Source organism: Dyadobacter sp. 676, assembly GCF_040448675.1.
Classification (GTDB): Bacteria; Bacteroidota; Bacteroidia; order Cytophagales; family Spirosomataceae; genus Dyadobacter.
The window spans coordinates 1,023,079-1,045,517 of the sequence record NZ_CP159289.1; the positions used below are offsets into that span (position 1 = coordinate 1,023,079).

At 50.3% G+C, this 22,439-nt stretch carries 22 protein-coding genes and 2 pseudogenes; 11 read left to right on the top strand and 13 right to left on the bottom strand.

Annotation, left to right across the window (positions count from 1 at the left end):
• Window positions 1–8: 8 nt before the first annotated feature.
• The 3 genes from ABV298_RS04650 to ABV298_RS04660 form a co-directional block, all read right to left on the bottom strand.
• Entirely contained in the window at window positions 9–998 is a 990-nt protein-coding gene (locus ABV298_RS04650) for a FecR domain-containing protein (protein ID WP_353721021.1), read from the bottom strand.
• A gap of 6 nt (window positions 999–1,004) precedes the next feature.
• Entirely contained in the window at window positions 1,005–1,577 is a 573-nt protein-coding gene (locus tag ABV298_RS04655; RefSeq protein ID WP_353721022.1) for an RNA polymerase sigma-70 factor, read from the bottom strand.
• 123 nt (window positions 1,578–1,700) lie between these two features.
• Window positions 1,701–1,925: a hypothetical protein gene (locus ABV298_RS04660; protein ID WP_090148710.1), complete on the bottom strand. Its 225-nt coding sequence runs from the start codon at window positions 1,923–1,925 to the stop codon at window positions 1,701–1,703.
• A gap of 218 nt (window positions 1,926–2,143) precedes the next feature.
• Here ABV298_RS04660 and ABV298_RS04665 point away from each other — a divergent pair, with 218 nt between their 5' ends.
• Window positions 2,144–2,947 (top strand): KilA-N domain-containing protein, encoded by an 804-nt coding sequence (locus tag ABV298_RS04665; RefSeq protein ID WP_353723138.1) that lies wholly within the window; start codon window positions 2,144–2,146, stop codon window positions 2,945–2,947.
• 39 nt (window positions 2,948–2,986) lie between these two features.
• Window positions 2,987–3,919 carry a LysR substrate-binding domain-containing protein gene (locus ABV298_RS04670; RefSeq protein WP_353721023.1) on the top strand — a complete coding sequence of 311 codons (933 nt, stop codon included), beginning with the start codon at window positions 2,987–2,989 and terminating at the stop codon, window positions 3,917–3,919.
• Window positions 3,920–3,957: 38 nt separating this feature from the next.
• Here the strand turns inward: ABV298_RS04670 and ABV298_RS04675 are convergent, their stop codons facing one another.
• The 3 genes and pseudogenes from ABV298_RS04675 to ABV298_RS04685 all read right to left on the bottom strand — a co-directional run bounded on the left by ABV298_RS04675 (window position 3,958) and on the right by ABV298_RS04685 (window position 6,956).
• Complete coding sequence (locus ABV298_RS04675) at window positions 3,958–4,842, bottom strand: ATP-binding protein (RefSeq protein ID WP_353721024.1); 885 nt, start codon at window positions 4,840–4,842, stop codon at window positions 3,958–3,960.
• Entirely contained in the window at window positions 4,835–5,140 is a 306-nt protein-coding gene (locus tag ABV298_RS04680) for an AAA family ATPase (protein WP_353721025.1), read from the bottom strand. The genes ABV298_RS04675 and ABV298_RS04680 overlap by 8 nt, the downstream gene beginning before the upstream one ends.
• A 98-nt stretch (window positions 5,141–5,238) precedes the next feature.
• Window positions 5,239–6,956 (bottom strand): annotated as a pseudogene (locus ABV298_RS04685) (PHP domain-containing protein).
• Window positions 6,957–7,164: 208 nt separating this feature from the next.
• Here ABV298_RS04685 and ABV298_RS04690 point away from each other — a divergent pair.
• The 3 genes from ABV298_RS04690 to ABV298_RS04700 all read left to right on the top strand — a co-directional run bounded on the left by ABV298_RS04690 (window position 7,165) and on the right by ABV298_RS04700 (window position 9,919).
• Window positions 7,165–8,436 (top strand): AGE family epimerase/isomerase, encoded by a 1,272-nt coding sequence (locus ABV298_RS04690; protein ID WP_353721026.1) that lies wholly within the window; start codon window positions 7,165–7,167, stop codon window positions 8,434–8,436.
• Between the two features lie 152 nt (window positions 8,437–8,588).
• Window positions 8,589–8,786, top strand: coding sequence for a CsbD family protein (locus tag ABV298_RS04695; protein WP_353721027.1), 198 nt, complete (start codon window positions 8,589–8,591; stop codon window positions 8,784–8,786).
• 125 nt (window positions 8,787–8,911) lie between these two features.
• Window positions 8,912–9,919 carry a 3-hydroxyacyl-CoA dehydrogenase family protein gene (locus ABV298_RS04700; protein WP_353721028.1) on the top strand — a complete coding sequence of 336 codons (1,008 nt, stop codon included), beginning with the start codon at window positions 8,912–8,914 and terminating at the stop codon, window positions 9,917–9,919.
• Window positions 9,920–9,921: 2 nt separating this feature from the next.
• Here the strand turns inward: ABV298_RS04700 and ABV298_RS04705 are convergent, their stop codons facing one another.
• Together ABV298_RS04705 and ABV298_RS04710 are read right to left on the bottom strand one after the other, a co-directional pair.
• Window positions 9,922–10,206 (bottom strand): type II toxin-antitoxin system RelE/ParE family toxin, encoded by a 285-nt coding sequence (locus tag ABV298_RS04705; protein ID WP_353721029.1) that lies wholly within the window; start codon window positions 10,204–10,206, stop codon window positions 9,922–9,924.
• On the bottom strand, window positions 10,197–10,487 hold the full coding sequence (locus ABV298_RS04710; RefSeq protein WP_353721030.1) for a hypothetical protein: 291 nt from the start codon (window positions 10,485–10,487) through the stop codon (window positions 10,197–10,199). The genes ABV298_RS04705 and ABV298_RS04710 overlap by 10 nt, the downstream gene beginning before the upstream one ends.
• Before the next feature lie 305 nt (window positions 10,488–10,792).
• Between ABV298_RS04710 and ABV298_RS04715 the strand changes: the two are divergent.
• From ABV298_RS04715 to ABV298_RS04740, 6 genes and pseudogenes are all read left to right on the top strand, one after another.
• Window positions 10,793–12,107 (top strand): annotated as a pseudogene (locus tag ABV298_RS04715) (cytochrome ubiquinol oxidase subunit I).
• 182 nt (window positions 12,108–12,289) lie between these two features.
• Complete coding sequence (locus ABV298_RS04720; RefSeq protein ID WP_353721031.1) at window positions 12,290–13,315, top strand: cytochrome d ubiquinol oxidase subunit II; 1,026 nt, start codon at window positions 12,290–12,292, stop codon at window positions 13,313–13,315.
• 236 nt (window positions 13,316–13,551) lie between these two features.
• Entirely contained in the window at window positions 13,552–14,301 is a 750-nt protein-coding gene (locus ABV298_RS04725; protein ID WP_353721032.1) for a LytTR family DNA-binding domain-containing protein, read from the top strand.
• A gap of 132 nt (window positions 14,302–14,433) precedes the next feature.
• On the top strand, window positions 14,434–15,687 hold the full coding sequence (gene fucP / locus ABV298_RS04730; protein WP_353721033.1) for an L-fucose:H+ symporter permease: 1,254 nt from the start codon (window positions 14,434–14,436) through the stop codon (window positions 15,685–15,687).
• Window positions 15,688–15,727: 40 nt separating this feature from the next.
• Window positions 15,728–16,516 (top strand): SDR family oxidoreductase, encoded by a 789-nt coding sequence (locus tag ABV298_RS04735; protein ID WP_353721034.1) that lies wholly within the window; start codon window positions 15,728–15,730, stop codon window positions 16,514–16,516.
• Between the two features lie 9 nt (window positions 16,517–16,525).
• Entirely contained in the window at window positions 16,526–17,539 is a 1,014-nt protein-coding gene (locus ABV298_RS04740; RefSeq protein WP_353721035.1) for a zinc-binding alcohol dehydrogenase family protein, read from the top strand.
• A 59-nt stretch (window positions 17,540–17,598) separates the two neighbouring features.
• Here the strand turns inward: ABV298_RS04740 and ABV298_RS04745 are convergent, their stop codons facing one another.
• The 5 genes from ABV298_RS04745 to ABV298_RS04765 are packed head-to-tail and all read right to left on the bottom strand — an operon-like array spanning window position 17,599 to window position 22,427.
• Window positions 17,599–18,717, bottom strand: coding sequence for an ABC transporter permease (locus ABV298_RS04745; protein WP_353721036.1), 1,119 nt, complete (start codon window positions 18,715–18,717; stop codon window positions 17,599–17,601).
• Window positions 18,714–19,820, bottom strand: coding sequence for an ABC transporter permease (locus ABV298_RS04750; RefSeq protein ID WP_353721037.1), 1,107 nt, complete (start codon window positions 19,818–19,820; stop codon window positions 18,714–18,716). Before ABV298_RS04750 ends, ABV298_RS04745 begins: the two co-directional genes overlap by 4 nt.
• Window positions 19,821–19,822: 2 nt before the next feature.
• Entirely contained in the window at window positions 19,823–20,569 is a 747-nt protein-coding gene (locus tag ABV298_RS04755; protein WP_353721038.1) for an ABC transporter ATP-binding protein, read from the bottom strand.
• Window positions 20,570–20,583: 14 nt separating this feature from the next.
• Window positions 20,584–21,495: an ABC transporter ATP-binding protein gene (locus ABV298_RS04760; protein WP_353721039.1), complete on the bottom strand. Its 912-nt coding sequence runs from the start codon at window positions 21,493–21,495 to the stop codon at window positions 20,584–20,586.
• Complete coding sequence (locus ABV298_RS04765) at window positions 21,495–22,427, bottom strand: HlyD family efflux transporter periplasmic adaptor subunit (RefSeq protein WP_353721040.1); 933 nt, start codon at window positions 22,425–22,427, stop codon at window positions 21,495–21,497. The genes ABV298_RS04760 and ABV298_RS04765 overlap by 1 nt, the downstream gene beginning before the upstream one ends.
• Window positions 22,428–22,439: the final 12 nt, after the last annotated feature.

Sequence of the window (22,439 nt, forward strand, 5' to 3'; positions counted from 1 at the left end):
AGATAAGGCTATTTCAAAACGATGCGGTCACCATGGTGTTCAACTTTGAGTGAAAGGGTTTCGCTGATGACGCCCAGGATATTTTCCAGCGAGTTCTGATCGAATGTGGTATTGATCGGCATTTCCCGCAATCGCTCGTTGCCGATCACGATATCCGCTTCGTAGGCTTCGTTCAGGATTTCAACCAGTCGCCATAACGGCGTGCCGTCGCAGAAAAGCCTGCGGGTTCGGTAATAATTGTAAAATTCGTCCCCGGTGACACTCTTGCGCATTTGCGCACTGGCCTTCATAACGGTCGCTTCCTCTTTCGGCGTAATGCGGATCTTCTGATCGGCCCGTGCGACCTCCACGATGCCTGTTTCCACAATGACTTCCGTTTTTTCGGCGTCGTCTTTTACATTAAATGAAGTGCCCACCACTTTCACCGTCACGTCATTGACCGAAATCAGGAACGGCTTCGATTTATCGGGTTTTACATCAAAAAAAGCCTCTCCCGTAAGCTGTACCAGACGTGTTTTTCCCTCAAATTCTTTGGGAAAACGAATGGTCGACTTCCTGTTGAGGGTAACGATGGAGCCGTCCGGCAACGTGTCGGTCAGAGTTTGCATTCCCGAACTGACCCTCAACATCTCCGGTGACGAATTGCGTGTAGACGCGAGGTAGCTCAGCCAGCCTACGCCGGCCGTCATGAGTACCATCGCTACCATCCGCAGTATCCTGAATACCGGTTTCGGATACATCGGCATTACCTCGGCTTCCTGCACTTTGCCCGCCGTACGTGCTTTAAATCGCTCCCAGGCCGCATTTTCATCGACAGTACTCGCCCGTGAAAGCCGTTTGCTTTCGTTCCAGATCAACTCGAAATGTTCGTAGTACCGCTGGTTATCGTCGTCGTCAAGCAGCCATTGCTTGATTTCGATCTGCTCCGCAACGCTGGCCTCGTCGAGCATCGACTTCACCAGCAATTCATCTATGTTTGGGTTGTGTTCTGTTTTCATGACTGATCAGCTGAGGAAAAAAAGTAAAAAGGAAGCCGGAAGGAAATCGGCCAGCTTGACACGCAGAAGCCGCAATGCCTTACCCATCTGATTTTCAACCGTTTTGACCGGCAATTGAAGGCGATCCGCGATTTCGTGGTATTTCAGTTCTTCGAAACGGCTCATCTGAAAAATCGTCCTGCATTTCTCGGGTAGCTCCCGCAATGCAATGTCCAGGCGTGTTTCAAGCTCCGACAGTTCGAGAGCATGCGAGGCGCTGGCGCTCTGTTGCTCCTGGTGCAGCGTATAGTCGCGGTGCGCCTCCCGTACTTTCAAATGCTTGAGATAATTTAAACTTTCGTGGTACACCGACCGGTAGAGATACCCGCTGACCGATTCGCGGATATCGATATGGTCTGTTTTCTCCCACAACCTGCAAAACACATTCTGGACCATCTCTTCGGCCATGACATCGTCCTTCAAAATAGTGCAGGCATAGGCGTGCAGTCCTTTGAAATGTTTCTTGAAAACTTTCTCAAACTCCGATTCTCTGTCCCTGCTCAAAACCGTTACGTGGTCATCCGCTAAGGCTGCATTCATTGCACCGACTGGTTTATGTAAAAAAATAAGCGCCCGACTCGGGTTGTACGATATATTGACAACCGGTCGGGCGCTTACCCTAAATTTCCCCTGAAAAATATTCAGGCGACGTACGTTACTGCCTTATTTCTTTTTGGCGGCTTTCGTCGTATCGGCCTTGTTCGTCTTGTAGCGTTTATCGGGCGTGCCGTCTTTTTTGAGGTGTTTATTTTCCTTGTAACGTTTATCAGGCGTACCGTCTTTTTTCAGTTTCGCCTCGGTTTTCTGTTTCTCCGCGGTGGTTTGAGCAAAAATCGGCGTTGCGACGGCCATAAGTGCCAGCAACATCCATGCTTTCAGGTTTTTCATAGTTGACAAAATTAATGTGAGTGATAGTTTAAAGTGGGGCTAAATTACGATTCCTGGGCGAAATGCAAACGGAGATAGCCCTGGAAGAAGTAAGTTTAATGAGGATTTAATGCTACTACAAGCTGTTACCTTTTCAATGAGGTGACGTACAAGAAGAATGTTTCACTTTAACATTCTTCCTAACGAAAAATCAGAGATTAGTTGTTAACGATCGGGAAATTGGAATACTAAGCCGCGAAAGTGGCGATTTCATTTCTTTAACAGACATTGCACGGCAAAAGGACAGGGCGCCCGGTCTGGTTATCTCAAACTGGATGCGCAACAGGTTTACCATTGAGTTCAACGGCCTTTGGGAACAACTGCATAATCCTCATTTTAAACTACTCGAATTCGAGTACATTAAAAATGAATCCGGGAGCAACAGCTATGTCCTGACCCCCAAACATTGGATTGAAAAAACGAACGCGATTGGCATCATATCGAAACCTGGACGGCATAATGGAGGAACATTTGCGCATAAAGACATCGCCTTCGAATTTGCGTCGTGGATTTCACCGTCATTTAAACTCTACCTGATCAAGGAATTCCAAAGATTGAAAGACGAAGAAAACAAGCGTCTGGAGCTCGACTGGGATTTGCTGCGCAGCCTGGCGAAGATCAACTACACGGTTCAAACCGACGCGATTAAGGAAAATCTGATTCCCAGAGAGCTCGATCCGGCCGCGATCAGTAAAATTTATGCCGGGGAGGCTGATATTCTGAACCTGGCATTGTTCGGCATCACCGCCCGCGATTGGGCCAAAAACAATCCAGGCCAGGGCAATCTCCCCGATTCCGCTACGATGGAGCAGCTTGTGGTTCTCTCCAATCTGGAAAGCATTAATGCAATGCTGATCGGTCAGCGACGGCCCGCATCGGAAAGGGTTATAGAACTGAACAAAATCGCTATTATCCAGATGAAGTCGCTCATGGCAAATGTGTCGTTGCAAAAAGCATCGCTGCTATTAAATCAACCAAAATGATAATTATTAACTTTGCATAAATGAAGTTTATAATTTATCATGAATATCCAGCAACTGGAATATATCGTCGCAGTCGATAACCATCGCCATTTCATTCAGGCTGCGGAACATTGTAACGTCACACAGCCGACCCTTTCGATGATGATCAGGAAGTTGGAAGAAGAACTTTCGGTGAAAATTTTCGATAGGACAAAGCAGCCAATCGTACCAACCAGCGTGGGCCGTGAAATCATCGACCAGGCCAGAACTATCCTGCGCGAAACGGCGCGGATCAATGAAATCGCCAAGCATTTCAACGGCGATCTCTCGGGCGAGCTGCACGTGGGTGTCATCCCGACCATCGCGCCTTACCTGCTTCCGCATTTTGTGAATCCGTTTATTTCGGACTTCCCGGATATCAAACTGCACGTCTCGGAAATGATTACGGACCGCATTATTACCGCCTTGAAAACGGGCAATCTCGATGTGGGAATTATCGCTTCCGTTTCCGAGGAGAGCAGTTTACAGGAAATCCCGCTCTATAAGGAACGTTTCTATGCCTACGTATCCGAAAAAACGGATTTGTATTCCAAACAGTACATCCTGCCTACCGACATCGAACCCAACGAACTCTGGTTACTCGAAGAGGGCCACTGCTTCCGCACACAAATCCAGCGCCTGTGCGAACTGAGCCGCAGCAGCCAGTTCGGCAGCAGTTTCAGTTACCGTTCGGGCAGCATCGAGACGCTCATCCGGATGGTCGAACGCAACGGTGGCATCACCATTCTACCCGAAATGGCTGTAATGGAGCTCTCGGAAGAACGTCAGAAACACATCCGCCATTTCCGTTTTCCCGAGCCCGCTCGTGAGGTGTGCCTGGTCGTCAACCGCGAGCAGATGAAGGCACGGCTGATCGATGCGTTAAAAGAAGGTATTATTGCGCATTTGCCGGAGGGGATATCAGATAAAGAACTGGAAGTAAGAGTATTATAGGTAAATTATCGTTTCAAACGATTAAATATCGGGAGGCCTTAGTAAAGAAAGCCTCCCCAAATAAATCCTTCAAACACTCTTACGGGGTGCCTGCCGACCACGTAGGATTCACCGATATTCAGGTTCTTTGCAAGCGATCCGGTGTTTTTTAAATCAGACTCCGTGGCAGTTTCCTTTACTTCAAAACATTGCTTCTGATCGAGGACGAAATCGATCTCCCGGCCTGTTTTAAGCTGATAATAAGCCACTTCTCCCCGATGCATCAGCTGGTTGAATACTGCATTTTCAAATTTGGAACCGCTGCCGAGTTCACCAGCTAACGATGCGATGCCGTTATCCAGAAAATAGACCTTCTTTGCCTTGACTATTTCCCGGTCCGGGCTATTCGCGAGTACCGGAATCGTCCTGATCAAATAGCTCTTTTCAAGCAAATCCAGATAATTCTCGACGGTTTGCCGCGCCATGCCGGTGAGGCTCGTGAGCTTTGAAATATCGAGCTTGGTACCAATGCGTACCGACAGCAACTTGATCAGTTTAAACAGGTTAGTTGGATTGCGGATGTCGGAAAGTAACGACAGATCGAAGTTGATGTACGAACTGAGAATATCGCTAATCAAGTCCCGTTTGTCCTCTCCTGACCCGGCGAGAACTACTTCCGGAAATCCCCCGAAATCAATGTATTCGTCATAATATCCTTTTAAGCGTTCATATTCGGCGGGAATAAATTGAGCCGCTTCCTGAATTTCCGGCCTACCGGCCTGTAATCCTTTAAACGCGAGCAATTCCCCGAAGGTCAGGGGAAAAATTTCAAAGATCTTTTTCCTGCCTGCCAGCGATTCGGAAAATTGGTTCTTCATATAATAGGCGCTCGAACCGGTGACGATGAATTTGACGTCGTAGCTATCGTACAGATATTTAAGCACGCTTGGGAGGTTGGGCACAAGCTGAATTTCGTCCAGACAAATCAGTACTTTTTTTTGAAAAATCCGTCCCCTGCCGGCTCAATGCCTGAACTATCACTTCGTAGTTCGGTTCGGAGAACAGGGCGCGCACGTCTATCCGTTCGAGATCGAAGTAATACTTTTGGGGAATGTCACACTGCGCCATCAACTGCTTTAAAAGCGTAGTTTTTCCAGTCCGCCGCATTCCGGTAAGAACTGTAATCTGTCTTTTGGTCGAATGCGCAAGGAGTTCGGGATAAATGTAGCGTGTGACGAACATAATTTTACCATTTTCAAAGCATACTGCAAATATAGTTATACTATTTTACAAGTTCACCGCAAAAATAGTGCAACCAAATTATAAGTACGCTTGAAAAGTTAAGCCACTCTACTGGCCCGCCCTCTCAAATAATCCTCCATTTGCCCCAGACTCAACGCATTAAAGGTCATATCTTTCGTCAATCCACCTTTCCGGGCATTGGCTACGCCGTAGTGCATATCCAGGTAGCCCTCCATCGCATGAGCATCGGGATTAATGCTAAGCATAACACCCTTTTCCATGCAATAGGCAATCCAACGCCAGTCGAGGTCGAGGCGCCAGGGGGACGCATTAATTTCGATGACGACACCGTTGGCGGCACATGCGTCGATGATGACCTGGTGGTCTATCGGATAGCCTTCGCGGGAAAGCAACAGGCGGCCGGTCGGATGGCCCAATATGGTCGTGTAGGGGTTTTCGATCGCTTTCAGCAGGCGCGTGGTGGCTTTTTCAAGCGTCATGGAGAGATTACTGTGTACCGAGGCGACGATGTAGTCGAACGACGCCAGCACATCCGTCGGATAATCCAGTGAGCCGTCGCCCAGGATGTCTGACTCGATACCTTTGAGGATTTTGAATGGCTTTTCGGGGTTCTCGGCCGCAAAACGGGCATTCAGCCGCGCTATTTCTTCGTGTTGCCGGATCACATCTTCCACTTTCAGGCCCTGGGCGTAGGTGGCTGTCTGGGAATGGTCGGCAATACCCAGATATTCGAAACCGAGCTCGTGGCAATAGAGCGCCATTTGTTCGAGGGTATGCTGACCGTCGGAATAGGTGCTGTGATTGTGTAAAATGCCTTTGAGATCATTCCATGTCACCAGCTGATCGGGCGTGTGCGTTTCCGCCCAGGTTAGTTCGCCTGCCCCTTCACGCATTTCAGGTACGATGTAGGGTAATCCGGCTTTTTCGTAAATCGTGTGCTCGCTGTCCGCAGTTTCGTAATAGGCGTGCCGCCAGATGCTGCTGCCCGAAGTCCCGGCCAGACCGAGGTGGTCCGGGCCCGCCGTCTCGAGAAAGAGCTCGTTCACGAGTCGTTCGGGCTTGACGGCCACGATTTCGATCGCCACGGCCACATCCTGTACGTTTCCGCGCCATACAAACGGCGACGATTTTTTTCATCCTGCACCAGCAATTCGATCCCGCCGATAGTATGCTGCAAAAGAGCCGGGGAATCGGTACCTACCACGATACGGATCGACTCCACAACTTCCGATTTTCGTCTTACTTCTCCCGCCGCTTCAACCTGATCGAACGTTTTTTTCAATTCATTCACGATTATCTGCGCCACGGCTTCGGCCTTATCCATCCGCAATTTCCCAGCCTGGTCTTTCAGGAACGCGAGCGAGTCGAGGATTTTTTGCTGGGTATTGGCCCCGAAACCTTTCACCTTGGCGACGGTTCCGTTCAGACACGCCAGTTCCAGCTCGTGCAGGTTGTCGATGCCGAGCTCCTGCCACAAAACGGCGATTTTTTTGGGGCCGATACCTTTTATATTAAACATTTCCATCACACCCAGCGGCGTGTTGGCAATGAGCTCTTCCAGCTCGGGGAATGTGCCTGTTTTGGCGATCTGCGCGATTTTACCGGCAGTACTTTTCCCAACCCCCTGTAACTTGGTAAGCTCCTGCTCGGTCATGTATTGCAGCTCGCCTTCCTTGTATTTATCCAGGTAAAAAGCCGCTACGGAATAGCCTTTGATCTTGAAAGGATCGGCATTGTGCAGTTCCAGCAGCTTGGCAGTCAGTTCGAGGACTTCTACGATTTCAGAATTACTCATGGGGATCGGGATTGATGAATTCATTGCGAATTACGACGTATGGATCAGCATTTGCAAGCGCTCCTGCCGCGACGGCGGGCTTTGTAGAGTAAATATTCCATAAAAAAATATTTATAGTGATAATTCCCGGCGACGCGATAGCCAGGCCCGGCCGCATTCAAGTATTATCCAACAACCATTTCAAAAACTCTGACCATATTTTAATCCAATGAATGTAGATCAATTGAAAAGTTACCGCGACGAAATCCACCGGCATTTGACCACCGAATTGCTGCCTTTCTGGGAAAAACGTTGTGTAGATAAGGAAAACGGCGGTTTTATTACCCATTTCGACAATGCGGGCAACGATTCGGGCGAAGACGAAAAGTCGCTGATTGCCCAGACGCGCACGGTTTATACCTTTTCCTCCGCGCACCGCGCAGGTTATGGCGAAGGCCGGTACGCGGACATCGCCCGGCATGGGGTGGATTTTCTGATCAATAAAATGTGGGATAATGAATATGGCGGCTTTTACTGGCTGATGAATCGCAAGGGCAATGTCAAAATCGACGAAAAGATCGTCTACGGCCACAGTTTTGCGATTTACAGTCTTGCCGAATACACCCTGGCTACGGGCGACCCGCGCGGGCTGGAATATGCGGAAAAGGTTTTCGATTTATTACAAAAGCATGGCGCGGATACCTATTACGGGGGTTATTTCGAAATGTTCCACCGTAACTGGGACCTCAAAGGTCCCGGCCCTGCGGGTGGCGACCGCAAAACGCTCGATGCGCATATGCACCTTATGGAGGCGTTCACGACACTATATGAAGCGTCCGGAAAACAGGTACACCGCCGCAAGCTCATTGAAATTATCCGTTTGCTGATCAACAAGATCATGCATCCGCAATACAAAACGGGCATTCCGCAATTCTGGGAAGACTGGACCGTGGCCCCGCAAATCAAATTCGATATCATCTGGGGTTGGGACCGCTTTACCGAGGACGGTATGAAGAGCGCCGCCGAAGACAATACGAGCTACGGCCACAATGTCGAGTTCGCATGGCTGCTCATGCACGCGCTCGACATCGCCGGCATTCCCTATGACGAATACCACGACCAGCTCAGGGCTTCCTTCGACCATGCCGTGGAATATGGCATCGACTGGGAGTTCGGGGGCGTGTACGTGGAAGGTTCGCACGCAGGCGAGGTGTACGACCGCGAGAAAGAATTCTGGCAGCAAGCCGAGGTCATTATCGGGATGCTCGATGCTTACCGCGTTTACGGCGACGAAAAGTATCTGAGAGCTTATGACGCCACCCATCGTTTCGTTTTTGACAAAATGATCCACCATTCGGTAGGTGAATGGCTGCCGCTGCTGACCCGCCAGGGCGAGCCGATCTGGAAGCATATGAGCCACTCGTGGAAAGTGAACTACCACTCGGTGCGTTCGATGGTGCAGGGCATCGTCCGTTTGAACAAGCTGATTGGAGCCAATTAGTCCCGGTTTTGGACGCTTCGTGTAAATTTTTGCTCATTGAAATGGCTTGAAATGCGTTTCGGCCTATTCTGGACGTGTGGAATGGTTCTTGAAAGTGATAATGCATGTAGCGTTTGCAAAGACGCCATTATCAAACTCAAAACCACACAATCATGAGCTCATTCACACAACAAGTTAAAGGTAACTGGAATGAACTGAAAGGTAAGTTCAAGCAACAATACGCTGACTTGACTGACGACGACCTGCTTTATGAGGAAGGAAAAGAAGATGAACTTCTGGGAAAAATCCAGAAGAAAATCGGCAAGACCAGAGCAGAAATTGAAAGTGAAGTAGATAGCTGGTCACGCTAGATCCTGACACAGGTCGATATAAAGCCCCGGAATCGCTGGTTCCGGGGCTTTTTCGTAGTAGCTCGTCGCCCATAACCGCTTTTAGCATTATATTACCTGCCACAAATCCTAAATCCGCTTCTGAAATGAATCCAAATGAAATACCTGTGGGCATTGTCGGTCTTGGTTTAATGGGTTGCAGCATTGTGACCTGCTTGCTGATCGCAGGACACCCGGTGGCGGCCATCGCCCCCATTCCCGCCGACCTGGATCACGCCGAACGCCGTATCCGTGAACACCTGCAAACCGCCTGGCAAAACGGAATCATCGAAAACGAGCCGGAATATTATCTTCGCAAACTGATCATTACCGAAGATTACTCGGTACTTTATCCGTGTAAGCTCGTCAACGAATGCACGATCGAGAACATCGACATCAAAAATGCGGTATATCAAAAGATTGAAAAAGAGATTGCGCCCGACGCGCTGCTCACCAGCAATACATCGGCTATTCCCATCAGCCAGCTTCAAAAACTGACGCAGCATCCGTCGCGCTTCCTCGGACTGCACTGGACGGAGCCGGCGCATACCACCCGTTTCCTGGAAATCATCTGCGGGGATGAGTCGGATATCAAAAATGGCGAATACCTGTACGAACTCTCGCATTTGTGGAGGAAGGAACCGATCCTGGTGCGAAAAGATATTGCGGGCTTCATCACCAACCGCCTCATGTACGCCATGTACCGCGAAGCGATCAGCCTCGTGGAGAACGGCTATGCGACGATCGAGGACGTCGACCGCTCCTGCCGCAACAATGCGGGTTACTTTATGACGTTCGTGGGGATATTCCGCTGGATGGACCTGACCGGCGTTCCGGCATATCATACCGTGATGAAAAACCTGCTCCCCACCCTCAATAACAGCACCGAGGTGCCCGAGCTGATCGACAAAATCGTACGTGAAGGTGGCAAAGGCGTCCTTAATTCACATGGTTTTTATGAATATGAGCCTGGCGAGGCCGAGGTTTGGGAAGAAACTTTCAAGGAGTTTACATATGATATTCGCGAGCTGGCCCTGAAATATCCGGGGGACATTGTAAAGAAGCGGCTGGCTGAGAAGCGGGAGATTGAGAGTGGAGGGAATGAGGAGGCTTAGTCTTATTTGAGAGGAAATTTTTTGTAGATATCTCCTCTCGACTGGATAGTAATAATCGTAACGATCTTGATGACACCATTCTCATATTTCAAACCAATGCGGTAACCTCCAATTCTGATCCTGTAATACTCTTTGTTTCCTTTTCCCTGTATTGCCGAGCAGTCAGGAATATGAGTTATGTCGATTGCTTGAACAATGCTTCGCAGGACACTATCAACCTGTTTTTGAACAAAAGCAGGACAACGTTTCAACTCTTTCACAAAAGATTTTTCCAAAATCAACTCCATCCCATTTCTTTACGGAACTGGTCATAGGTAATGGTGTCCCCCCTGTCTCGCTCCTTAACGATTTCCAATAAAAACAAATCTTCGAGTTCCGGATTATCGATTACAGCCAAAACCCGCTCCATTTCCTCCGGCGACCAATTTCCACGTTTTTTCTTTTGAGAAAAATTGGAAGCCGGCATTCCTACTTTATCCGCAATGTACGCATTCCTGTATCCCGACTTATCGATAAGCGACCCGAGATGTTGCCGTAATTCCTTAAAATCTTCAATGATTCCGAGCATGTTATTGTTTTTTTTACAAAATAAAATTAGTAAAATAACACATATAAATCAACCGATAGACTAATCCCGTTATCGGCGGGGCGATGCTGAGACCCGTTCAGGCCCCATAGCAGGATATCGACGTTGATGTGTCGGGGTGTCGATCAGCCACGGTTGTTTAACTGTGGGTGCGCTTCCGGCGAGGCTAAAAACGATCATTTTAGTGCAAATGGTGGTTCTTCTAAAAAGTCTTGACTACTTTTGAAATACCTCTTGGCAGCTGTTCCTAACCCGGAAAACGATATTTTTTCAGTAAATCTATTCCCATGAACGACTTCATAGCCGCCAGATCACAAATGGCCCTTTCCCTGGGCTTCCACATCATATTTTCCTGTATCGGAATGGTCATGCCATTCTTTATGGCCGTTGCCCATTATTACTATCTCAAAACCGGTCAGACTATCTATAAAAACGTTACAAAAGCATGGAGCAAAGGGGTAGCTATCTTTTTTGCTACCGGTGCGGTGTCGGGTACGGTGCTGTCCTTCGAACTCGGGCTTTTGTGGCCGGAATTTATGAAACACGCCGGGCCGATTTTCGGAATGCCGTTTTCCCTCGAAGGAACGGCATTTTTTATTGAAGCGATCGCACTTGGCTTCTTCTTATACGGCTGGGACCGGTTCAATCCCTGGTTTCACTGGTTCACGGGCGTGGTGGTGGGTGTGAGCCGGGCTGGCGTCGGGTATTCTCGTGGTCGCGGCCAATGCCTGGATGAATAGCCCGGCAGGTTTCGAGTATGTGAATGGGCAATACCGTAACATCGACCCGATTGCCGCCATGTTCAACGAAGCATGGTTTTCGCAGGCATTGCACATGACGATCGCCGCTTTCGCCGCTACGGGCTTTGCGGTTGCCGGGGTACATGCGCTCATGATCCTGCGCGGAAATAATGTACTTTTTCACCGGAAATCGTTTACGATCGCTGCGGTATTCGGCTGCGCCGCCGCGCTGGCGCAGCCGCTGAGCGGTGATATTTCCGCCAAGGACGTCGCCATTCGCCAACCTGCGAAGCTCGCGGCGATGGAAGCCCATTTTCATACTGAAAAATCGGCGTCGCTTATCGTAGGCGGTATTCCGAACGAAGCAAAAAAGCAGGTCGATTTCGCGATTAAACTACCCGGTTTTCTGAGTTTTCTGGCGCATGGTAACTTCGATGCGGAAGTAACCGGTCTGGACCGTATTCCCGAGGAAAATCATCCACCGGTGACCGTAACCCATTATGCGTTTCAAATCATGGTCGGAATGGGCGTGGCGATGATGCTCATTGCCTTATTGTATTTTGCGGCATTGTGGAAAAAGCGAAGGTGGTTAGAGAAACCGTGGCTCCTCAAAATCTTCGCATTGGCCACTCCGCTTGGCTTCATAGCAGTCGAAGCCGGCTGGACCGTTACCGAGGTGGGCCGCCAACCCTGGATCATCTATGGCATCATGCGCACCGCCGACGCCGTCACGCCAATGCCCGGCATCGCCTATTCGTTCTATCTTTTCACAGCCATCTACGTTTCACTGGCTGCGTTCGTCGTCTTTATGCTCTACCGGCAAATTAAGATGGTGGGGAAGTTGTACGACTTTAATGAGTGAATGAGTCAATGTGTGAATGAGTGAATAGTTGGATAGTTTGCTATCAGGTCAGGGAGTAGTCATAAAATTGTCGAGATCAAGCCCTGGCAAGACCTAACCATTCACTTATTCAAAATTCAATCATTCAATCATTCAAAATTCAATCATTCGGTCATTCAATCATTCACTCATTAACACTTCCCATGCTCTACATCGTCATCACATACCTCTGGGCGTCGATCCTGCTTTACCTGCTCCTGGGTGGGGCGGATTTTGGTGCGGGGATCATCGAGCTTTTTACTTCGCAAAAAAATAAGCAGGTTACCCGCAAAACACTCTATTCCGCCATTGGACCAATCTGGGAAGCGAATCATATGTGGCTGATCATCGCAATCGTCATACTTTTCGTAGGGTTCCCGGTCATTTATTCGACGATGTCCATCAATATGCATATTCCCCTGACGATTATGCTGATAGGCATCATCGCACGCGGTACCGCATTCACTTTCCGGCATTATGATGCCGTAGTGGACGATATGCAACACCTCTACAATACCATTTTTGCTATTTCCAGCTTTACCACGCCTCTTTTTCTCGGGATCATCGCCGGCAGCGCCGTTTCGGGGCATATCGACCCCCAGGCCGATTCGTTTTTAGACGCGTATGTTTTCAGCTGGCTGCATTGGTTTGCGATCACCGTCGGGTTGTTCACCGTATCCATCTGCGGGTTTCTGGCCTCCGTTTACCTGATCGGCGAGACGAAAGTCGAGCATGAGCGGCTGCGTTTCGCGCATAAGGCCCAGTTTTTCAATATCGCGGCGGTGATTTGCGGCGCATTGGTGTTCGTGGCGGCGTGGTTCGAGCATATCCCGTTGTTCGAGTGGGTGTTCGGCAACTGGGTCGGACGCATTGCCATCCTTTCGGCGACACTCTCGCTGGTCTGGATGTGGACGCTGCTGTATCAGGGCAAAATCGGCCTGCTGCGGCCGCTGGCGGGCTTCCAGGTAACGATGATTTTGCTTACTACCACTTTCAGGCACTTTCCGAACATCATTATCTTCAAAGATGGCGGTTATTTGTCCCTTACCGAACATGCGGGCCAGGAAAAAACCATCGAAGCATTGGCATGGGCCTTGCTTCTGGGCAGCATTCTGATTCTGCCGGCGTTGTTCTACCTGATTTACAGTTTCCAGAAAAAACCTTTGGCTTACGGGGAAGAGGGACATTAATTCAAATCTTTCCAATGCCGGAATACGGCGCGGTTGCGGCCGCGCCCGCCTGCGACGGTCGGCCGGATCGCTAACCGCCTGCCATTTTCATCGCAGGTGTACCATTCCTTTCAATAACCGTTTGGTACCATTCGGACATCGGAATGGGTTGGGTTGTGCCCGTTATCATACTTTGTGAAAAGAATCGCAGCCCGACAGCTGCCGTTCGCAAGGATTTTAATAACGGATGTCCCACTATGATCAAAGCGCTAATCATCGACGACGAGCCGCGGGCACGCAATGTTTTACACCAGTTCATTATCAGTTTCGTACCTGAAATCACGGAAGTACGGACGGCGGCATCGGTAGAGGAAGCCCGTGGCGTACTGGAATTTTACCAGCCGGACCTCGTATTCCTGGACGTGGAAATGCCCCATCAGAACGGGTTCGATTTTCTGCTTCTGCCCAATAACCCGGATTTCGACGTAATTTTCACCACCGCATTCAATCAATACGCCATCCAGGCAATCCGGTTCAGCGCGCTGGACTACCTGCTGAAACCCATCAGTCCGGAAGACCTCCGCGCGGCAGTGAAGCGGCATTTCACCAAACGCGAAAGCTTCCGGCAACGGAAAATGCTTTATGACAACCTGGCGATCAATATCGAAAAGCGGGATGTGAAAGATTTCCGCCTGGCTGTGCCGTCGAGCGAAGGCGTTTTCTTTTTTATGATCCATGAAATCCTCCGCCTTGAAGCCGACCGCAATTACACGATCATCCATCTGATCAACAAACGCCCGTTCGTTGCCAGCAAAACGCTCAAACACTTCGAGGACATGCTTGTGAAGTTCCGGTTTGTCCGCACGCATAAGTCGCATCTGGTCAATCTCGACCATATTATCCGGATCAGCAACAACAACGAGTTCATTATCCTCTCCGACGGCTCGCGCATCGAGGTATCGCGCCGAAAAAAAGAAGAGGTGCAGCGGCAGCTTAACATCCATTGACCAGCCTTTGCAAAACAATGTATCGGATATTTATAAAGCCGGTGAAGCATTTCCCCGTAAAAAAATATAATTCCTTTGCATTGTTTTGTTTTACTTTACAGCCGTTCCTGCATCTATTAATACTTAACTTTTATGACCGATCGTAAGACGCGGCTGGCTGTCATCCTTATCACGTCACTGTTTTTTCTCTGGGGCTTCGCCCTTAACCTGAACCCGATCCTGATCCCGCATTTAAAGAAGGCCTGTCAGCTCAGCGATTTTCAATCGGCGCTTATCGATTCTGCTTCGTACATTGCCTATTTCCTCATTGCCTTGCCGGCAGGGCTTTTTATGAAAAAATATGGTTACAAGGCCGGTATCGCCTTTGGATTGCTTCTTTTTGCCGCTGGCTCATTCCTTTTTTATCCCGCGGCCGAAATGCGGCATTTCGGTTTTTTTCTGTTTGCATTGTTTGTGATCGCCAGCGGGCTTACCATGCTGGAAACCGCGGCCAATCCTTACATTACCGTTTTAGGCGACCCCGACTCCGCTACCCAACGTCTCAATTTTGCACAATCGTTCAACGGCCTGGCCGCGTTCCTGGCACCTTTGATGGGCGGGAAATTTATTCTTTCCGGAAAAACACTCAGCGACGCCGAGCAACAGGCTATGTCGCACGACCAGCTGAATGCCTATCTGAACGAAGAGGCCTCCTCGGTGCAGGTTCCGTTTATACTCATCGGTCTGGTCGTGTTACTTGTAGCGGTTATGATCTGGCGCACTTCGATGCCTGAAATCAAGGACGAAGAGGAATCCGAACAAAAGGTGAGCGGCTCAATCTGGGGTGAGAAAAACCTGATCCTGGGCACTACCGCACAATTCTTTTACGTAGGCGCGCAGGTTTGCATCAGCAGCTTTTTCATTCGTTTTGCCGATCACGTGGCTGGTATCGACGAAAAAACGGCTGCCTACCTGCTGTCGGGCGCATTGCTGGCATTCATGGTCGGGCGGTTTATCGGCACCTATCTGATGCGCTTCGTGGCGCCGCCGCGCTTGCTGGCTATTTACAGTGTCGCCAACATCGTGCTCCTCGTCATTGCGGTGCTTACCGACGGCATGTTCTCCGTTTATGCATTGGTGGGTGTCGAATTTTTTATGTCGATCATGTTCCCGACTATTTTCGCATTGAGCATACGCGGGCTGGGCGAAAAGACAAAAATCGGCTCGTCGTTGGTGATTATGTCGATTGTCGGCGGCGCTTTTTTCCCGGTGATCATGGGTCAGGTATCGGATATTTCGTCCATTCAAACGGCCTACATAGTCCCTGCGGTGTGTTTTCTCGTAGTACTGTACTTCGCGATCCGCAACAGTTCGGTGAAAAACGTCACGCTGAGCACTTCGCATTAAGAGAAAAGCAGTTCATTTATAAGTATTTATTTTAATCATAATGGATTTAAAACTTCAGAATAAGGTAGTTGTCGTAACGGGCGGCGCCAAGGGAATCGGTGAAGGTATCGTACAGGTACTGGCAGCGGAAGGCGCCATTCCGGTGATCGTAGGCAGAAATGCGGAGGACAACCAAAAGGTCGTCGATGCGCTGGCGGCGGAAGGTAAAGAGTCGTTCCAGGTGACGGCCGAACTGACCCGCCCCGAAGAGTCGGAGAAGGCGGTTAAAGCGGTGCTTGAAAAATATGGCCGGATCGACGGCCTGGTGAACAATGCCGGCGTAAACGATGGAGTCGGGCTTGAAAACGGCAATTACCAAGGTTTTATCGCTTCTTTGCACAAAAACGTGGTGCATTACTACCTGATGGCGCATTACGCGTTGCCGGCCCTGAAGGCTTCCAAAGGATCGATCGTCAATATCAGCTCCAAAACGGCGGATACCGGCCAGGGCGGCACGTCCGCCTACGCCGCTTCGAATGGCGGCCGCAACGCGTTGACACGTGAGTGGGCCGTGGAATTGCTTAAATACGGTATCCGGGTGAACTCGGTGATCGTAGCAGAATGCTGGACGCCGCTTTATGAGAAATGGATCGAGACGCTACCCAATCCCAAAGAGAAACTGGCGTCGATTACCGCCAATATTCCTTTGGGCAACCGCATGACTACCGCCGAGGAGATTGCGAACATGACCGTTTTCCTGCTTTCGGAAAAATCCAGCCACACTACCGGGCAGCTTATTTATGTCGACGGCGGCTACGTCCACCTCGACCGCGCACTCGCCAATTCCTGATCCCGACCGATGGAAATACTTGTTTGCACCACGCCCGGGTCGTTTTCATATGAACAGGCGGAAGCGCCGGTAAGCATGCCGGGGCAGACTATCTTGAAAATCCGGAGAATAGGCATTTGCGGCACCGATCTGCACGCATTCGAGGGAACGCAGCCTTTCTTCAATTATCCGCGGATCCTCGGCCACGAACTGGCCGGAGAGATCGTCGAGACCGACGCGCCGGGTTTTGTGCCTGGCGAAGCTGTTACTTTCGTGCCTTATTTCAACTGCGGCAAATGCGTCGCGTGCCGGAACGGCAAGCCCAATTGCTGCACCAGCCTCAAAGTTTCCGGCGTCCATATCGACGGCGGCATGGTGGAGTACCTTTCCGTTCCCTCCTACTCGCTCGTTCATGGCGACGGCCTGAGCTTCGATGAACTGGCGCTCGTGGAACCGCTCGCGATCGGTGCGCATGGCGTGCGCCGCGCGGACGTGCGCAGGGACGAATTCGTGCTTGTTGTAGGTGCCGGGCCCATCGGCTTGGGGACCATGGAGTTCGCCCGCATTGCCGGGGGAAAGGTTATCGCATTGGATATCAACGACCAGCGCCTTGCTTTTTGCCGCGAGCGCATCGGTGTGGAGTATACCATCAACGGCCTCACCGAAAATGTCGCCGAGCGCCTGGCAGCGATTACCGACGGCGATATGCCCACGGCCGTAATCGACGCTACGGGCAATCTGCGCGCCATCAATACGGCATTTGCATACCTTGCCCATGGCGGTAAATATGTGCTTGTAGGTCTCCAAAAGGGTGAAATCGCATTCAGCCATCCTGAATTTCACAAACGGGAGGCTACACTAATGAGCAGCCGAAACGCCACCCGCGCCGATTTCGAGCATGTGATCCACAGCATGAAAAACGGGCTCGTTGATCCCAAAACCTACATTACCCACCGCGTCGCGTTCGGACGGGTGAAGGATGAGTTCGAAAACTGGCTCGATCCCGCATATGGGGTGATTAAGGCAATGGTCGAAATCGATTAGATGGGTTTGTGCCGGAATTGGTCAGGTGTGGTCGGGCGTGGTGGGGGGACCGGGGGGCGTTAGTTGGTTTTTTTGTAGTTCAAAATGGCCCAGCCGTTCAGGATGGCGGCCATTAATGATACTATTCCTACATGTGGCAGCACATCCACGAAACTGCTGCCTTTGAGTATGACCATTCGCATGACCTCGATCATGTATCGCACCGGGTTGGCGTACGTAATCAATTTCGCCCAATCGGGCATGCTGTCGATCGAAGTGAACAGCCCGCCCAGCAGTATGAACAGCATCATGAAAAAGAACATGATGAACATGGCCTGCTGCTGGGTGTCGCAAAACGTCGACACCAGCAAACCGAAGCCTAAAACGGCGAGCAGGTATACCGAAATGAATGCGTAGAGCGTCAGCAAGCTCCCTACCGGTACAATTCCATACACAAACCGCGCGACAAGCAGGCCGATCGTGAAAACGATATTCGCCAGCACCCAGAAAGGGATTAATTTACCCAATATAAAAATATGCTTTTTAATGGGCGTCACATTGATCTGCTCGATCGTACCGATTTCCTTTTCCCGCACGATATTTAATGCGGACAAAAAACCACCGACCATCGTTACGAGAATAGCCAGGATTCCGGGAACGATAAATACCTTATAATTCAATACCGGATTGAACCAGTTGGAAGCCACCACGTCGATCACGGGAAACTTGCTGAAACGGGGCGGCGTGACGAGTTGCATCCGGATATCGGCGTTGAAATCACCGATAATGCTGCCCAGGTACGAACCGCCCAGGCTTGCCTTTGTGCCATTGATCGCGTTCACCGCGACAAACAGCTTCTCATGGTCTTCCCGGATCAGGTTTCTTTCAAAATCGTGTGGAATTTCGAGGATCAGATCCGCCTTGTCGGACTCGATGAGGCCAAATGCTTCTTTAAACGAGGCATTGTAACCCGTGAGCCGGAAATAGCCGGATGCCACTATTTTGGAAATAAGTTTTTGCGAATACGGCGACTTGTCATGATCGACGACCGACAGATCGATATTTCTGACCTCGTAATCCGCTGCCAGCGGCATTAGTACCAGTTGTACCATGGGCATGAAAAAGATCATCGCCACGATGGCCTTATCCCTGAAAATCTGCCGGAACTCCTTGCGTAACAAAAATCGTAATGTCCTCATTGCAAACGGATTTTAAAGCTTTTTAAACTCACCAGCAGCAGAAACACCGTCATCCCGAGCAGAATCAAAGTCTCTTTCCAAAGCGCGGTCAGCCCCAACCCCTTGATCATTATAGATTTCACTATGATGTAAAACCATTTGGAAGGGACAACATTGGAAATTACCTGCAATGGAACGGGCATATTCTCGATGGGGAACAGGAAGCCGCTGAACATCATCGTCGGCAGCAGCATTCCCATCAGCGAAATCAGCATGGCGATCTGTTGGGAGGCTGTTTTAATGGATATAAAAATGCCCAGCGCCAGGCAAGTGACAATGAACAATGTGCTTTCGGCAAATAACAACGGAACGCTCCCCTTCACCGGCAGATCGAGCACGAAAACGCTCAGCAGCAGGATCGCGGTTACATTCACGAGCGACAATACGAGGTAGGGAAATGCTTTGGCAAAGATGACGAGTACGGGCTTGAATGGCGAAACAAGCAGGATTTCCATGGTACCCGTTTCTTTTTCGCGGACAATCGAAATGGCCGTCATCATCACCGACACGAGCAACAATACCAGCGCCATCACGCCCGGCACAAAACCGTGCGCGCCTTTGAGTTGCGGATTGTAGAGCATACGTACTTCGGGGATAATGCGATAGGGCATTTCCAGGGTTGCATCGATCCCGTTCTGGTAATCCAAAATAATCGACGACAAATAGTTTGCTACTAAATTGGCCGTGTTCACGTCGCTGGCGTCGGTAATTACCTGGATTTGCGCCTTGTTATGGTGCAGCAAATCCTCGTTGAAATTGGCCGGAAACACAACCACCGCTTTGATTTTCCCCTTTTGAAACGTACTTAATATCTCCCTGTGGCTCAAAGCGGCCTGTCTGATCCTGAAATACCGGCTTGAACCGATCTTCGTCAGCAACGCCCTGGAGGCATTGTCTTTGGCATAATCGACTACAAGTATTTCGGAATCCTTCACCTCGTTGGTCAACGCGAAGCCGAAAATCAATATCTGCGCGATGGGCATTCCAAACAGGATCAGCAACGTGCGCCGGTCGCGCAGCACGTGGTAAAACTCTTTTCTGACAAATGCGAGAAACTGTTTCATGGTCAATCTCCTCTTTTGGCGCCGCGCGCGAGTTGGTAGAACACCTCGTCCATCGACCGCGCATGAAAGCTGCTTTTCAGGTTCGCCGGCGTATCGAGCACTTCCATTTTGCCATCCACCATAATGGATATACGATTGCAGTACTCTGCCTCGTCCATGTAATGGGTAGTGACGAAAACCGTAATGCCCCTGTCGGCCGCCTCGTAGATCATGTTCCAGAATTGCCGCCGCGTAACCGGATCGACGCCGCCGGTTGGTTCGTCGAGAAACACGATTTTGGGCTCGTGTAGCACCGCCACCGAGAACGAAAGCTTCTGTTTCCAACCCAGGGGCAGCGACGCCACCAGTTTGTTACCCTCCGGTTTCAGCCCCAGGCCCGTAAGCAATTCTTCGGCTTTGGCTTTAATGCGCTCGTCGGAAAGCCCGTAAATACCACCAAAGAATTCAATATTTTCCAGCACCGTCAGGTTCTCGTAAAGCGAAAACTTCTGGCTCATATAGCCGATATTCCGTTTGATCTGCTCGGTTTGCGTGTACACATCGTATCCCGCGATGGTTGCCCTTCCCGAGCTCGGCGAGGAAAGGCCGCACAGCATGCGCATGGCGGTGGTTTTGCCGGCGCCGTTTGCGCCAAGAAAGCCGAATATCTCTCCCCTATGCACATCGAATGTAATTTCGTTGGTCGCGATAAAATCCCCGAAACGCTTGGTTAGCTTTTCGCAGACTATCACTTTGTCGTCCTGCATCATAGCCGTGGCGTTTTTTAATGTAATAGTTTGATAAATGAATCCTCGATCGTTACGTCCGCATCCTTCACCTCTACGCCCGTGAGCCCCTGCTCGCGGAGGTACGCCCGCAACGCATCCAAATCCGCATGTGCATCGCGGAAAGCGGCATGCGCATACTCGCCGAATGCATAGCTGTTCATGATCCCCGGATACGCTTCGAGCGCTTTCAGCAGCCGGTACATTTCATTGGCTTTGACTGCCAGTAACCGGTCGGGATAAGCCCCGACAATGTTTTGCGGGGTGTCGATAGACAGGATTTTACCGTCCTGGATCAATGCAATACGGCCACAGAGCGAAGCTTCGTCCATATAGGGCGTCGAAACGAGAATGGTGATGTTCTGCTCTTTCAACCTTTTGAGCATTTCCCAAAATTCTTTCCGCGAAACGGGGTCCACACCCGTGGTGGGCTCGTCGAGAAACAGCGTCGTCGGTTTGTGGATCAGTGCGCAACACAATGCAAGTTTCTGCTTCATACCACCGGACAACTTGCCCGCACGTCGATTTTTGAATGGCTCTATCTGAACGTAGATGTCTTTGATCAAATGGTAGTTCTCTTCTATCGTCGTACCGAATACGGTGGCAAAAAAATGCAGGTTTTCCTTGATGGTCAGATCCTGATAAAGCGAGAATTTACCGGGCATATATCCCACCGAGCTCCGTATCTGCCTGAAATCCCGCACGATATCGTGGCCGTCCACGGTTGCCGAGCCGCCGTCGGGCAGCAGCAATGTCGTAAGCATCCGGAATATGCTGGTTTTACCGGCCCCGTCCGGCCCTATCAGCCCGAAAAGTTCGCCCCGGTTTACGGAAAACGACACACCGTCCACTGCAATGGCCCTTTCCTTGCCGTAGGTTTTAGTCAGATTTTTGACGACAACCGCTTCCATCATTTCAGCGCCACTTCTCCGTACATGCCTATTTTCAGATAACCATCATTTTTCACGCGAATTTTCACCGCATACACCAGATTGGCCCGTTCGTCCTTCGTCTGGATCGTTTTGGGCGTAAATTCGGCCTTGCTGCTGATCCATTCGATCGTGCCCGGCAACGCACGATACTTTCCGGCTGCGCTGTCGACCAATACCTTAACCTGCTGGTTCAGTTTAATGCCCGTCAGCTGATCGCCGGTCACATACGCGCGCAGGACGATGGTCGACAGGTCGGCGATTTTATATAAAGGCTTCCCGGCCACTGCCATCTCGTTCGCTTCGGCATACTTGGTCAATACCGTTCCGCCCACTTCATTTACTATTCTCGATTTCGAAAGCTGGTCGTTAACCTGCTCTATCTGAACGTACAATGGCAGGGCATCGGCACGAAGACCGGATGTCTGCGTTTTCAGAACGGAAGTTTGCGCGGCGTCCTGCTTGCGGATTACATCCAGCTGTTTTTGCAGTTCGGCTATTTGCGCATTAATATCGTCGAGCTGTTTGGGCGTCGCGGCGTCGGCTTTCAGCAGGTTTTGGATGCGCTTTTGCTCATGCAGCAAATTATCGAGACGAACTTGCGAAACTGCAATCTGCTGTTTGTATACGTTAGTCTGTGCGGCAATGTCGGGCAGACGACTCCCCGTAGCCCGGATTTGCGCTTCCAGTTGTTTTTTACGCAAAAACAATTGGAGGCTGTCGATATAACCTACCGTCTGGCCGGCTTTCAGTTGCTGGCCCTCTTCCAGGTTCAATGCCATAATCCGGCCGGTCGCCTCCGCGGACACTATCGTTTCCACCGCCTCGAAAGTGCCGGAAGCGTCGTAAAGATTTTCCTCGCCATTGCAGGCAAACGCCGCGGCCAATATGATCAGATAGGGATATGTTTTCATGTGTTTATATTT